The sequence below is a fragment of the Mucilaginibacter gotjawali genome, from assembly GCF_002355435.1.
In the GTDB taxonomy this organism is placed as follows: Bacteria; Bacteroidota; Bacteroidia; order Sphingobacteriales; family Sphingobacteriaceae; genus Mucilaginibacter; species Mucilaginibacter gotjawali.
Genome location: NZ_AP017313.1, coordinates 1,375,766 through 1,389,867, shown reverse-complemented (window position 1 = coordinate 1,389,867; position 14,102 = coordinate 1,375,766). Strand labels below are relative to the sequence as shown.

14 protein-coding genes are annotated in these 14,102 nt (G+C 44.2%); 1 reads left to right on the top strand and 13 read right to left on the bottom strand.

The genetic code is table 11. The annotated features are described in order from the left end of the window. Positions 1-149: 149 nt before the first annotated feature. On the top strand, positions 150-875 hold the full coding sequence (locus MgSA37_RS06365) for an endonuclease/exonuclease/phosphatase family protein (protein WP_096350518.1): 726 nt from the start codon (positions 150-152) through the stop codon (positions 873-875). 85 nt (positions 876-960) lie between these two features. On the opposite strand, the gene MgSA37_RS06360 is transcribed toward MgSA37_RS06365, so the two are convergent. The 13 genes from MgSA37_RS06360 to murI form a co-directional block, all read right to left on the bottom strand. Further along, complete coding sequence (locus tag MgSA37_RS06360) at positions 961-2,268, bottom strand: ammonium transporter (protein WP_375782348.1); 1,308 nt, start codon at positions 2,266-2,268, stop codon at positions 961-963. A gap of 95 nt (positions 2,269-2,363) precedes the next feature. Further along, a complete protein-coding gene (locus MgSA37_RS06355; protein WP_096350514.1) occupies positions 2,364-3,617 on the bottom strand; it encodes an NADH-quinone oxidoreductase subunit N in 1,254 nt (417 codons plus the stop codon). Continuing rightward, complete coding sequence (locus MgSA37_RS06350; RefSeq protein WP_096350512.1) at positions 3,575-3,874, bottom strand: hypothetical protein; 300 nt, start codon at positions 3,872-3,874, stop codon at positions 3,575-3,577. The genes MgSA37_RS06355 and MgSA37_RS06350 overlap by 43 nt, the downstream gene beginning before the upstream one ends. A gap of 5 nt (positions 3,875-3,879) precedes the next feature. Beyond that, positions 3,880-4,239, bottom strand: a complete 360-nt coding sequence (locus MgSA37_RS06345; protein WP_157750469.1) for a DUF4139 domain-containing protein — start codon at positions 4,237-4,239, stop codon at positions 3,880-3,882. Next, positions 4,224-5,783 (bottom strand): mucoidy inhibitor MuiA family protein, encoded by a 1,560-nt coding sequence (locus tag MgSA37_RS06340; protein ID WP_096350508.1) that lies wholly within the window; start codon positions 5,781-5,783, stop codon positions 4,224-4,226. Before MgSA37_RS06340 ends, MgSA37_RS06345 begins: the two co-directional genes overlap by 16 nt. Before the next feature lie 226 nt (positions 5,784-6,009). Beyond that, the gene (locus MgSA37_RS06335) at positions 6,010-7,614 is read right to left on the bottom strand and encodes a complex I subunit 4 family protein (protein WP_096350506.1); all 1,605 of its coding nucleotides are present in this window, start codon (positions 7,612-7,614) and stop codon (positions 6,010-6,012) included. 121 nt (positions 7,615-7,735) lie between these two features. Then, positions 7,736-9,856 (bottom strand): NADH-quinone oxidoreductase subunit 5 family protein, encoded by a 2,121-nt coding sequence (locus MgSA37_RS06330; RefSeq protein ID WP_221199413.1) that lies wholly within the window; start codon positions 9,854-9,856, stop codon positions 7,736-7,738. Between the two features lie 164 nt (positions 9,857-10,020). Continuing rightward, the gene (locus MgSA37_RS06325) at positions 10,021-10,416 is read right to left on the bottom strand and encodes a TonB-dependent receptor plug domain-containing protein (protein ID WP_096350504.1); all 396 of its coding nucleotides are present in this window, start codon (positions 10,414-10,416) and stop codon (positions 10,021-10,023) included. Positions 10,417-10,420: 4 nt separating this feature from the next. After that, a complete protein-coding gene (nuoK, locus tag MgSA37_RS06320) occupies positions 10,421-10,726 on the bottom strand; it encodes an NADH-quinone oxidoreductase subunit NuoK (protein WP_096350502.1) in 306 nt (101 codons plus the stop codon). Next, positions 10,723-11,271, bottom strand: coding sequence for an NADH-quinone oxidoreductase subunit J family protein (locus MgSA37_RS06315; RefSeq protein WP_096350500.1), 549 nt, complete (start codon positions 11,269-11,271; stop codon positions 10,723-10,725). Before MgSA37_RS06315 ends, nuoK begins: the two co-directional genes overlap by 4 nt. Then, the gene (locus tag MgSA37_RS06310) at positions 11,268-11,855 is read right to left on the bottom strand and encodes a 4Fe-4S binding protein (RefSeq protein WP_096350498.1); all 588 of its coding nucleotides are present in this window, start codon (positions 11,853-11,855) and stop codon (positions 11,268-11,270) included. The genes MgSA37_RS06315 and MgSA37_RS06310 overlap by 4 nt, the downstream gene beginning before the upstream one ends. A gap of 105 nt (positions 11,856-11,960) precedes the next feature. After that, positions 11,961-13,031 (bottom strand): NADH-quinone oxidoreductase subunit NuoH, encoded by a 1,071-nt coding sequence (gene nuoH, locus MgSA37_RS06305; protein WP_096350496.1) that lies wholly within the window; start codon positions 13,029-13,031, stop codon positions 11,961-11,963. A 181-nt stretch (positions 13,032-13,212) separates the two neighbouring features. Beyond that, positions 13,213-14,046: a glutamate racemase gene (gene murI, locus MgSA37_RS06300; protein WP_096350494.1), complete on the bottom strand. Its 834-nt coding sequence runs from the start codon at positions 14,044-14,046 to the stop codon at positions 13,213-13,215. Between the last annotated feature and the right edge of the window lie 56 nt (positions 14,047-14,102).

Sequence of the window (14,102 nt, the reverse complement as noted above, 5' to 3'; positions counted from 1 at the left end):
AAAAGTAACTTTAAATTGTTTAAAGTTGGTTTTTGGACTAAAATAAATTTTGGTTTTGGATTTTTAGTTTTAAAATGAGAATAGGGAGCCCCTAAAATAATAGCGAATTCTTCGTAAAACGCTTAAATTTATAACAATTTAAAATATCCATGAAGATCATCACCTGGAACTGTAATATGGCATTCCGTAAAAAGGCTGCGATGATCCTTGCTCACCAGCCGGATATTTTAATTGTCCCGGAATGTGAATGCATTGAAAAACTTGTATTCGGCACGGATACCCAAAAGCCTTCGGATATCTTGTGGTTCGGTAATAACCCGCACAAGGGATTGGCTATCCTGGCCTATCATAATTTGAAACTTACTTTACTGGATGACCATAACCCGGCTTTTCAAATGATCGTGCCCATTTCGGTAACGGGCGGCGATGTTGATTTTAACCTGTTTGCCGTTTGGGCCAATAACCCTAACGATAAGGACGGGCAGTATATCGAACAGGTTTGGAAGGCTATTCATTACTACAATGAACTGCTCACTCCCAAAAGAACGGTGCTTGCCGGAGATTTTAACAGCAATACCATCTGGGACAGGAAACGCAGGCCGGGCAATCATACCAATGTTGTAAAATATTTGGAAGAAAAAGGCATTTACAGCGCTTATCATTTGCATCACAGTCAGATACAGGGGAAGGAACTACATCCTACCTTCCATCTTTACAAACATCAAAATAAGCCTTACCACATTGATTACTGTTTTGTTTCTGCAGATATTGCAAAAGAGCTGCAATCGGTTGAGGTTGGCGAACATGCCTATTGGACCAAATACAGCGATCATGTTCCGGTAATAGTAACATTTAACACTGGTTTATTTAGGTAAAGAAATATCGCTATAAAAAATCAAAACCCGCTTCCGGGATGGAAGCAGGCTTTGCACAATATAGGTTAGTTTGGTTGGTTGCTAATTATAATTTTTCACCATGCTGGCTGATGTCGAGCCCGATCAGTTCCTCTTCAGGCGATACGCGCAATGGCGAGATCATATCGGTAATCTTCAACAAAAGCAATGAGCCAAAAAATGAAAATATGGAAACGGCTACCAGCGCAATGCATTGTACAAAAAATAAATGGGTTTGTCCGAAGAAGAGCCCGTTGCCGGTGGTGTTGCCTGCATTAACATTCTGGTTGGCAAAAACACCGGTAAGCAGCATCCCTACCATACCGCCAACCCCGTGGCAGGGGAATACATCCAGGGTATCATCAATTGTGGTGCGTGTACGCCATTCAACCACCAGGTTACTTACCACAGCCGATATAATCCCTATCGCCAGCGAATGTGGTATAGATACATAGCCTGCAGCCGGTGTTATGGCCACAAGCCCCACTACCGCACCGATACAGGTGCCCATTGCCGAAGGTTTTTTACCCAATAGCATATCAAAAAATATCCAGGTTAAACCCGCTGCCGCCGATGCCGTTGTGCTTGTTGCCAGCGCGTTTACCGCAAGGTGGTTGGCGCCAAACGCCGAGCCTGCGTTAAACCCAAACCACCCAAACCACAACAAACCGGTACCAATCATTACATAGGTAATGCGGGCGGGCGCATGATTAGGCTCATTCCGCCGCTTTAAATATAAGGCTGATGCCAGTGCGGCCCATCCTGCCGACATATGCACTACGGTGCCTCCGGCAAAATCCAGTACACCCAATTTACTTAAAATACCATCGGGGTGCCAGGTACAATGTGCCAGCGGCGAAAATATGAAGATGGAGAATAATACGAGGAAGATGATGTAAGAGTTAAAACGGATGCGCTCAGCAAATGCACCGGTAATTAAAGCGGGCGTTATAATGGCGAACTTTAACTGGTACATCGCAAAAAGCAATATCGGAATGGTTGGCGCCAGTTTCCAGGTAGCGTTACCCAGCATGCCTTTCATCATAAAATAAGTAGATGGGTTGCCGATAATCCCGTGAAAACTATCGCCAAAAGCCAGGCTGAAACCAAATATGCCCCACATTACCGTAATGATGACCATACAAACAATGCTTTGCAACATGGTAGAGATCACGTTCTTTTTGTTGACCATACCGCCATAAAAAAAGGCAAGCCCCGGCGTCATGATCAAAACCAAAGCGGTAGAAGTAAGCATCCATGCAATATCCCCTGAATTGAAATTTGGGTTTGATGTTTTTGGAATGTCTATCGATGGAAAAAAGAACGTTAAGATTAAGATCTGTAAGATCAGAAAAAAGGGGAAGTAACGTTTAATCATAATTTAAATCAGCTATAAAAAGCGGCTCAAATTAGGATATAAATTATATAAAAACGAATAAAAAGTTAAATAAATGCAGATAAAGAATGATTTTAAATATGATTTATTAAAAAATCCGGCCTAAGACCTAATAAAATAACCAAAAAACATATAATTATGGACAATATAATGATATTAACAGATGTTTTTGTTGTATCCACAATATTATCTGTCCTTTTAAGGAATAAATTACGCGGAATTTTTATGTAGTAAAATAATGCAACCACTGTTGTTATGGCGCCTGTTATCAGCAATGCAAGCAACACGGGATTATGATTAAGCTGGTAAAAATTATACACTGCCGAAAACACCAGCAGCTTACCATTAAACCCTGCGGAAACAGGCAAGCCGGTTAATGATACCAGCACAATTACGAAGCAAACAGAAGCTGCAGGTAATTTAAGACCGAGGCCTTTATAACCTTCATTATTTTCGGCGCCGGTGGTGTTGGCAAAATACGTGGCAAGGGCAAGGGCGCCAATATTGGCCATTCCGTAAACAGCCAGGTAATAGATCAAAGCCGAAAAGGCGGTATCATTATAAACAACAATGGCCATTAGCGCAAAACCCGTGTGGCCGATGCTGGAATAGGCCAGCATTCGCTTTACATTCCTTTGCATTACGGCTGCAAAGTTGCCCGCAATCATTGTTAGTATGCTTATTATTGCCAGGTATAACCGGAAATCTAAACCGGGCCATCCCTGAAAATAAATAAAAGGTCTTAAAAAATTGATCAGCAAAGCAAAGCCGGCAATTTTTGGCAAGGTAGATAGCCAGGCAGTTACCGGGGTAGATGCGCCTTCATAAACATCAGGCACCCAAAAATGCATCGGCACAAAGGATAACTTAAATCCTATGCCCGCCAGCACAAATACCAGGCCCACCGTTACAGCAACACTATTCGCCTGGGCTAATCCTATAATTAAACCGCCGGTATATAAATTTAATGAACCGCCCATTGCATATAAAAGCGATATGCCGTACAACATGATAGCAGATGAAGCTGCGCCGAAAAGCACATATTTTAAACCCGACTCCGTACTGAGTACGCTTTCGCCCCGGTAGGCTACCATCAGGTAGGAAGCGATAGAAACCATTTCGATGGAAAGATAAACAGACAACAGGTTTACGGCCATCACCATTAAGTGGAGGCTAAATATAGCGCCGACTACAATGGAGTACAGATCCGACAATCCCTTTGGATGTTTATTGAGCTTATGATCCCAGGCAAAATAAAGCAGCAGGATTAAAGCCAGCACATCTATCACCAGTTTAAAGCCGGTACCGGCATGATTAAGCAGGAGCATATTGCTAAAAAGAAATGCCCGTTTGGCTGTGCCACCGCCAGCAAAAGTTCATTTTGCTGGTAATCTTTATGGATCACCAGCAAAATGCCCGCACAGGCAATGATCCTGCATAATTTTTCGGAATTTCTGCCAAACATCAAATCTGTTACCAATACCAGGATGAACAATAAGGCCAGGTAAAACTCCGGCATAAAGTAAGGGAAACTGCCTATCACATCATCAAGTGCGCCCGGTAAAGTAGGTAACAAATCGTGCATTTTATCTATTCAACAATTACTGATTGGTTTTTGGGGTATTTAACCAGGTACTTTAACTGTACCTTTTTTTCATCCTGCGAATTTAGCAGGAAATTCCATACAATTCTGCCTGTTAATGCATCTGGTTTTACACCGCCGGTTTCCTGCACCTCCACATCAATGGATGAATTTTGCGAAACAGGCACCTGGTCTTCAACAATAAGGTTTACCGGCTGGTTTTTACGGTTTTTGATATCGATCAGCCAGTTTTTTGTTTCTTTTTTGTTGGAACCGAAAGTTTGCTTTTCGGACAGGTCTTTTTCCAGCGTGCGGGTTACGACAATATTTTTATCCGTGCCCATGGATAATTTCAACGTATCGGCCACCGAATGGGTATCGATGAGCGATTTGCCGATATAAGTACCTTCAAAAAACAGGTTAGCCTCGCCCGATAAAAATTATATTTGTTCCAGTCGGTTATTTGTGCTGTTAAAAACACATCGGTACTAACTTTTGGCGCAACAGCATACTGAAACCCTGCTTTTACCTCCACCTCGCTGATCTGGGCCAGATACTGTTTACCGTCGCTTGGTATGGAAAAAGGGTTGTCAATATTAAACTCAACATTGGTTTGGTTTTCGGTTTGTTTTACTTCAATAGGCAAGCTGGATATCCCCCTGATCCTTATTTCTTTACTTGTGCCTGAGGATGCTGTTACGCCGGCGACTCTGCCTTCAAGACCTCTGGTACTATCATAATCCGCATCGCTTGTAGTGCCATACCCCACAACCACCACTTCATTTAAAGAATTTGCAGACGGAACAAGCATTACGTTAGTAAAATTTCCGGTAACGCGCAGCTCCTGGGTTTGATAACCCAGGAAGGACACCACAATGGTTTGCTGCCCCGGCGGCATTTGGAGGGAGAAATTGCCATTAACATCGCTTACCGCACCTATCGATGTGCCTTTTACCCTGATGGATGCACCTGGTATTGGCGATTTATCATCGCTTCCTATAACTCTGCCTGTACTTCGGGTTATCGGCGCACTGCCATCTGAATAATACATGCCGAAGTTAAGGTAATATGGGGTCAAATCGGGTTTATTGCCGCTAACGGTTGGGTTTCCTGTTGATAGGGTGAGCTTAATATTTTTCCAGTCCTCGCCGCAATGCTGCGATACATTTGCCTTGTAGGATATGCTTACCGGGCTGTTTACATCTTTCGCCCTGATATCATAAGTGGGGTACCAGCTGGCATCATGCACTACATAGGTGAGCGTAAATTCGGATTGCAGCGCTGTTTTTGATGAAACGGTTACGGTGATATTGCTGGTTGCCGTGGTGGTTCCTTTGCCGATCTCCGCTATCTGTTTATCATATTTTTGCAGCTCAAGGTTCAGGGCTTCTATGCTGTTATTTACAGCCTGTTGTTTCTCCTTCAACGTGGTTAAGCGTTCGGTTTGAAAATCAAGCGCCTGTTTTAGTTTAGCCACATCAAGGCCAGTGTTATCCCCGCTAACCACCTGGTTTTTGGCAATCATATTTTCTTCGGCCTGGTAAATCAAGATCAGGCTATTTTGCAGCGATATTTTATCCCTGATAGCTTTTTGCGCCGCCCTCAGTTCCTCCACATGCTGCTGTTTGGCTTGTTCATTTAAAAAATCGAGTTCATGTTTTACGGAGAGGATGGTAAACGCGCCGCCTGCATGCACCTGGATGCTTTGTACATCGATTCCCGGGGATATTTCGCCGAATATGAGATGGGATGTACCTGCGCTTACATTTACCATAGCCGTACGTGTTACCTGTGCACCGTTTAAAAACACGGTAACTTTTTGAACTTTTGATACAACTTTTTGTCCGTCTTCAGCATTTGCGGCTATACCGGTTATCACCAGCAATACAGCCATTAGTAATTTTTTAAACATGCTCTTTTTGTTAAATAAATAATTCCTGTTGGTTTAGCCGCCCGTTCGGCCGCGATCATTTACAGGATGCATGTTTTTGTGTTATTCCATAAGGGACGCAAATATTTATTTCAGCTGAAGAAGCCTCACCTAAACGGCGCAGCCCTCATTCATCCTCTCCAAAGGAAAGGACTTGAACTGCGCTCTTCGTAAAGCCCCTCTCCATTAAAGAGGGGTTGGGGTAAGCCTATTTAAGCTGCAGAAAATGTACAAAAGCCAATACCGAATCGTTTATTTTCCCGAAAACAAGTGAAGGCATTAAGCCTAATGCCAGTACCATGAGTGTTAACGGGAACAAGGCTATTCTTTCACGGAGATTAAGGTCAACTAATGCAGTTTGCCAAACAGCGCCGCCTTTGAGGTTTACTTTGCCGAAGAACATGCGCTGGAGTGTCCATAAAAAGTAGGAGGCACCCAGCAAGATCCCCAACGAAGCGCAGGCAGCCATCCAGTACGGCAGTTCGCCGTTAACAGAGTTTGATTTGAAGGCCCCGACCAGCGAAAACGCCTCGCCAATAAATGCTGAGAAGCCGGGCAAGCCCAGGGAAGCAAAAAAAGCAATGGTTACGTAAGCGGTATACCGGGGCATAATAGAAGCCAGTCCGCGGAAATGATTGATGCCCCTGTCGTGTACCCGGTTGTAGATTACGCCGGCCAGGAAGAACAGCATGGTAGATAAAAAACCGTGACTAACCATTTGCATTACCGCACCGCTTAAACCTTCGGCAGTTAATGAGGCAACGCCCAGTAACACAAAACCCATGTGCGACACGGATGAATAAGCGATCATCCGTTTCAAATCTTTTTGAGCAAGGGCATTCAGCGCACCGTAAATAATGGAGACCACACCCAAAAGCCCCAGCCAGAAAGCATGGGCGGCGGCCACTTCGGGGAAAATGCCGATACAAACCCTTATAATGCCATACCCGCCAACTTTCAACAAGATACCTGCAAGGATAATGGAAACCGGTGTAGGTGCCTCCACGTGTGCATCGGGCAGCCAGGTATGCAAGGGTACAACCGGCACTTTAATAGCGAATGCTACAAACAATACCAAAAAGCCAACCCCGCGTGCCGAAAAACCAAAAATGGTTTGGTGGCTGAAGATCCCGAATACCGATCCCTGCTGAAAATTGCCCGGGTTCATCATCTGGATCATATTAAAAGTATGGTTACCGGTGGCAGGGTCCTTAACCGATAAATAAAGACCGACCATGATCAGCAGCATAAATACCGAACCGAACAGCGTATAGAGGAAGAATTTTATCGCAGCAAACTCGCGCCTTGCACCGCCCCACATGCCGATGAGGAAGTAAAGGGGCAACAGCATCAATTCGTAAAAAATATAGAACAGGAAGAAATCGAGCGAACAGAACACACCGGTAACGGCCATATCCAGGATCAAAAACAGGATAAAATAGCCCTTTAAATTGCTTTTGATCTCCCACGACGCCAACGCCGCAATAACCAATACAAAAGAGGTCATCACCAGCAGGGCAATGGAAAGGCCGTCTATTCCTACAAAATAATCTATCTGCATCCTGCCGGCAGGGCCCAGGTTAAGATTGATCCAGGGCAGTTTTTGCATAAACTGGAACTGTGCCTCATGATTGATCCCGCCGAATGCTGCGCCCGTTTTAAAATTGCAATAGATAAATATACTCATCCCCAGTTGTACAAGCGTAGCCAGCAGGGTAATGTATTTAAAACCGGCCCGCCACGACGACGGCATCACCGCGATGACAACACCGAACAAAACAGGAATAAATATGAGGAGGGTGAGGATGTTCATGGTTAGATACGAGATATGAGATGTGAGATGTGAGATGTGAGAATTAAACAGTGGGATGTGAGATCCACGGATACCTTTAACATTTCGCCTTTCGCCTTTAACCTTGTCTCAGATCTCATATCTAAAATCTCACATCTAATAAAATCAAAATAAATATTGCCAAAATAACGGCCAGCATGCTAAACAGGTAATATTGTACTTTACCCCCCTGGAACCTGCGGGCGAAATTGCCGATGATCCGTACCGCTTTAACCAGCAAATTTAAAAAACCATCAACGATATTACGGTCTGTCCAGGCAGCTAATTTGGATAATGCTACACTCATTTTTGCAAAAAGGAGAATAAACCCGTCAATTACCCTCCTGTCGAACCAAAAAGTAACCAGGCTGGTGTTCAATATGGGTTTTACAATGGCATTTTGGTAAATGCTGTCAACATACCATTGATTGAACGATAAGTTGAAGATAACGCCGGTTTGGGCAAATGGGTTTGTTCTTTTATTGGTATAAATTAAATAACCATACCAGATCACCAACAAGCTAAGTACATTCACCACAACCGGCACCAGTGTTTGGTATAAACTTGCAATTTCGTGCCCGTTTACAATGGTTAATCCACCCAATAACCAGCTGTGATCGGCTGAAAATGGGTTTGCAGAGAAAAACGGAAAGAAACAGCAAACCGAAAGCAATACAAGCGGCAATTTATATTGCCAGGCACCATCGCTGATATGCAGTTTCAGCTCCGGCTTGAGTTGCAAGACTCTTAACTCACCAAAAAACACTTTAACAATCAGCCTTGCTACATAAAAAGCAGTGAGCCAGGTGGTGATCAAGGCTAAAACAGGGATGATCCTAAAAAAAACATTCCGCCCGGCGCTCCATTCAAAAGTCTGCACCAGGATGCCATCTTTGGATAAAAATCCCGAAGTAAACGGCAAACCGACCAATGCCACGCCGCCAATTAAAGCGGCGATAAAGGTGAGTGGCATTTTTTTACGCAGGCCACCCATATGCTGAATGTTTTGGGGGTCGATATCGATGTTATTATCATCGCGGATATGGCCCATTTGGTGAATAACTATCCCGGCGACTAAAAACAACAGGCATTTAAAAAAGGCATGTGTTACCAGGTGAAACAGGGACGAGGCATAAGCGCCTATGCCCATCGCCATCACCATATAGCCTAATTGAGAGATGGTGGAGTAGGCCAGGATGCGTTTCAGGTCGTTTTGCGTTAGGGCGATGGTTGCCGCCATAAAAGCGGTAAAGCAGCCGATGATCGCCAGAAAAGTTAATTCTGCATCATTAAACAAAGGGTAAACCCGGCCCAATAAAAACACGCCCGCAGCCACCATCGTTGCCGCGTGGATAAGTGCCGATACAGATGTTGGGCCCTCCATAGCGTCAGGCAGCCAGGTATGCAGCGGGAACTGTGCCGATTTTGCCGCCACCGCCAAAAATATGCCCGCGAAGGCAATGTATTGCCAGATAGCGGGCAGCTGAATTGATCCGCCCGTAATGATGATCGCGCCGTTTGAATTTGGAATCGAATTAGAACTCAAATGCCACACGCCGTTTTGTATAGCAGAATTCTTTACCAGGTTGATCTGCCCGAACAAGGTGTCCAAATCAAAGGTGTGATACATGGTAAAGAGCACCAGGATAGCAGTCAACAGCCCTATATCCCCTATCCTGTTCATGATAAAGGCTTTTTTATTGGCGAAAACTGCACTATCCCTTGTAAACCAAAATCCAATGAGCAAATAGGATGAAAAGCCTACCAGCTCCCAGAAAACATAAAACAGTACCAAATTATCAACCACTACCAGCGCCAGCATGCTGAAACAAAAGAAACTGAGGTAAGCGAAATAACGGCTGTGTTTTTCATCGTGCCGCATGTAAGCGGTTGAATACAAGTGCACCGGAAATGCAATTAAATTAACCAGCAGCAGCAATAAAACCGAAAGGTTATTGAGCAACAGGCCCGCGTAAACCGGGGTATCGCCAATGGTAAACCAAAGCAATTGCCGGTGTACCTGGTGGCCGTTCCAAACCCTCGAAAATATAAAGGCAGATAATATGCCGCTGATCAATATAAAAACCGCAGAAACCCAACCTGATGCTTTGCTCCATTTGGCCGGCAGCGCCGTGTTTACCACAAAAGCAAGCAAGGGCAATAACACCGCAATCAGGGTAAATTTAATGGTGAGGGCATCTATGGATTGTAAAAATTGGCTCAATGGTTATTTTTTTGATGCTATTATTAACAAATACTTTTTACTCGGCAACCCATTGTACCATGGATTTTCTTTAAACACAACACCTTCGATTTTTTCCTCCGGGATATTATACAATTGAGAAGTCTCGTCATTTCGATTTTTACCAGCTACAAATTCTCCGTTTATCACATAAGTAACTTGCTGATCGTCTGATTTAAGTGAATCAACATAATGCTTATACTCTTTTGAAAACGCACTAAATTTTTTTCATATTGAATAGTTGCATATCGTTTAGTTGTAATAATAACAACCCCGTTTATGCCTTTCGACCCATAAATTTTCCCGGCTTCAGTGCCTTTTAAAATGGATACTTCAAGAATATCTTCAGGATTAATGCGTTCTAAACTTCGCGTATAGATTTGCCCATCTACGACAACCAAAGGTTTGACAGATTTATCAATAGGGCGAGCATCAACTATTGAAGTGCGCTTTGAGGTATCTTTTTGAACCGAGTCAATCCCCTGGGCAAAAACATTCGCCGACACAAAAAAACAAAGGATCAACATTGAAATATTTTTCATCTCTTCAATCCTTCAAATTATCAATCTTTCCCGGGTCAATGGTTTTGTACCGCTTGTACACATTTAATATAATGGCCAAAGCCACTGCTGTGGTTGCTGCTGCCAAAACAATGGCAAATAGGGCGAACATTTGCCCGCCGTTGGCCATCCTATCAAAACGGCCGAAAGCGACCAGGTTTAAAATGGCGGCATTCAGCATCAGTTCGATCCCGATAAGGATCTGGATAGCATTGTGCCTGGATACGATCATATACAAACCGATGCAAAACAATACTGCGCTAACTATCATAAAATCGGTTAAACTGATCATGGCTTAGCCTCCTTTCGCGATAAATGCGCCGCGCCCACCAGTGCGATCATCAATAAAATGGAGATCGCCTCAAAGGGCAGCAAATACCGGGTCATCAGGTTTACGCCGATGTTTTCCGTCATGGCAGCATCCGGCTGGATATAGTTTTTATAAGCTATCGATTTTTTTATCCAGGGCAGGCTGTCGGGATGAATGTTGATGGCAACATTCACCAGAACAATCAAAAACAAAGCAGCCAATAATATCGCAGGCAGTTTGCCGATGCTGATAAATTTATTTTGTTGCTGCGCGATATAATTCAAATTCTCTTTTCCTGATAGCATAAAGGCAAACAGGATCAGTACCAGGATGCCGCCTACGTAAATTACCACTTGTGTTATCGCCACAAAATCGGCCATGGCTAATACATACAGCCCGGCCAGCGCCAGCAGGGTAATAAAAAACATAAAAATGGAGCGGACCAAATTCTTAGTCGCTGCTACAAACACTGCCGATGCGAGCGCGATAAAGCTCATCAGGTAAAATAGAAATTGCACCATGCTCATACGCCGCCCTCCTTTTTTTGCATGGCAGCCAATTTGGCAGCTGCCCGCTCGGCCTGCTGCTGTTCCAATTCCAGGCGCTTTTCTGCCGCCATTTCAGGCGTCATATCCGAGAATTGATAGGTAAGGTCTTTTTGTTCAAATACAGTACGGTCATACTGGTTGGTCATTACAATACATTCGGTAGGGCAAACAATGGTACACAGTCCGCAGTACATGCATTTGGCCATATCGATATCAAACTTCGCCGCATATAATCTTTTGGTGGTACCGTCAGAGGTTTGCCCGATCGCTTCCGTCGCTTTAATGGATTCAATATCGATACAGCTTACCGGGCAAATTTTAGCGCAAAGATCGCATACAATACAATCATCCATCTCCACCTCCAACTGGTACCGCCCCACTTCGGGGATCGGCAGTTTTTGATGCGGGTATTGAATGGTGTTGGTTCCACCTTCAAGGTTTTTAAAGTAGTTGGTATCACTTGCCGGCAATATGTCCCGCTTTTTATGCGAGGCAAAAAGATGCCTGAAGGTGATGCTTAATCCCTTAAATGCCGTAGTAAAACCTTTTATTATATTGTTCATTAGTTCATTAGCTCATTAGTTCATTGGTGGGGTTTTGGCAACTCATCTGTTCGATAGCTAATTGCGCTATCTACTAATGAACAAATGAACCGGTGAACCAATGAACTACATTAAAAATATCCTCCATAGCCCCGATATCAGCATACAAACAAATGCGGTGGGGGTTAATACCTTCCAGCAAAAATTCATCAGCTGGTCAACCCTGAAACGCGGCAGGGTCCACCTGATCCACATTTGTACGCCTACCAATGCCAGTGTTTTTATCGCTATCCATAATATGCCCCATGCGGCGCCGGTAGTCCAGTTGGCCAATTGTACAGCGCCTATATTTGGCAGAGGCGTGTTCCATGCGCCTAAAAAAAGCACCACGGCTATCATCGACACCAAAAACATCATGGAATATTCTGCCAAAAATACAAAAGCGAATCTTAAGCCGGTATATTCAGTATGAAATCCTGCCACCAACTCCGATTCTGCTTCGGGGATATCAAAAGGCGCACGGTTACTTTCGGCCAGCGAGGCGATAAAATAGATCACAAAAGCGATGAGCAAGTGGGGCGCCCTGAAAACATTCCAGGCAAAAATGCCACCGATGTTGGATACATCCCAAAACCCTGCAAAAGTGATTTTTTCGGATGCCATGATCCCCTGCTGTGCCGAGATCACCTGCAGGTTAAGGCTTTGGGCGATCATCACCACGGAGATGATTGCAAAGCCTGCCGGGATCTCGTACGAAATGATCTGCGCGGCAGAGCGCATGGCCCCCAGTATGGAAAATTTATTATTGGATCCCCAGCCGGCCATTAAAATGCCAAGGGTTTCGATAGAGAGTACCGCGAATATATAATACAGCCCTAAATTCAGGCTGGATGGGGCCAAGCCAGGCCCCCAGGGCAACACGGCAAAGCCGAGGTAAACTGCGATAAAAATAATTCCGGGCGCCATCATAAACAGCAGCTTATCTGCGGCTGCCGGGGTGATGAGCTCCTTTTGAAGCATTTTCAATATATCAGCAACAGTTTGCAAACTGCCGAACTTACCCGTTTCTGTTGGGCCCAGCCGATCCTGTATAAAAGCAGAAACTTTACGCTCGGCATAAACACCGAACAGGGCAAACACTGCTGAAAAGCCAAATAAGCCTATCGCGACAATAAAATATGTGAGATAAAAGTTCAACCCTTTTGCTTTGCTGCAAACTTAATAAATTTTGAGTTGATTGGGTTGGATTGTTTGAATAGTTGATTAAGTTGGTAGGAATAGAAGAATTTTCAGTTGATTGGGTTAGATTGGGTTGATTAAGTAGTAAAAAAATAAAAAACTTAATCAACCACTCTCCTAATCAACTTAATCAACCTACTTAATATTTCACCTCAGCAAACGCCGATTTTACCGGCTCTCCAAAGAAGATTTCGGCATAATGATCAAAATCAGCTGTATCATCGGTCGTGGTAAAAAACCTTTGAGTACTGTTGTTAGACAGGCTGTTTTCCATTTCGGGATGCCGTTGCAGGTAATCAACCAGGCTTTTGGCTACAATATCACCTTGTGCTATCGCCTGTATGCCGTCGGGCAAATAGGCCTTAATCTTTTCCAGCAACAAAGGATAATGCGTACAGGCCAGCAATAAGGTATCAATATGTGGGGATTGGGCCAAAACCTGGTCCAGGTATTTTTTTACGAAGTAATCGGCGCCGGGTTTGTCGTGCTCGCCGTTCTCAATCAGCGGCACCCAAAGCGGGCAGGCCTGCTGGTAAACTTTTACATCGGGGAAAAAATGGTCTATCTCAATAAGGTAGGAGCCAGACTGGATGGTTCCTTTGGTGCCCAGCACACCTATTTCTTTTGTTTTTGTATAATTCCCGACAACTTCAGCAGTAGGCCTTATCACACCGAGCACCCGTTTTGCCGGATCTTCATTTAAAAGATCCTTTTGTTGTATGGTGCGCAGCGCTTTCGCAGAGGCCGTGTTGCAGGCAAGGATCACCAGCGGGCAGCCTTGTTCAAACAGCCATTTAACGCACTCCCAGGTATATTGATGAATGGTTTGAAACGAACGGTTACCATAAGGCGCCCGGGCGGTGTCGCCCAGGTAGATATAATCATGGTCGGGCAATTGCTGAAGAATGGACCGGAAAACGGTAAGTCCTCCAAATCCCGAATCAAAGATCCCAATAGGTTTATTATCAAACATCGGCACAAAAATAAAAAAAGCGCCCCGAATTTGGGGGCGCTTTTTATGTGGTTAGC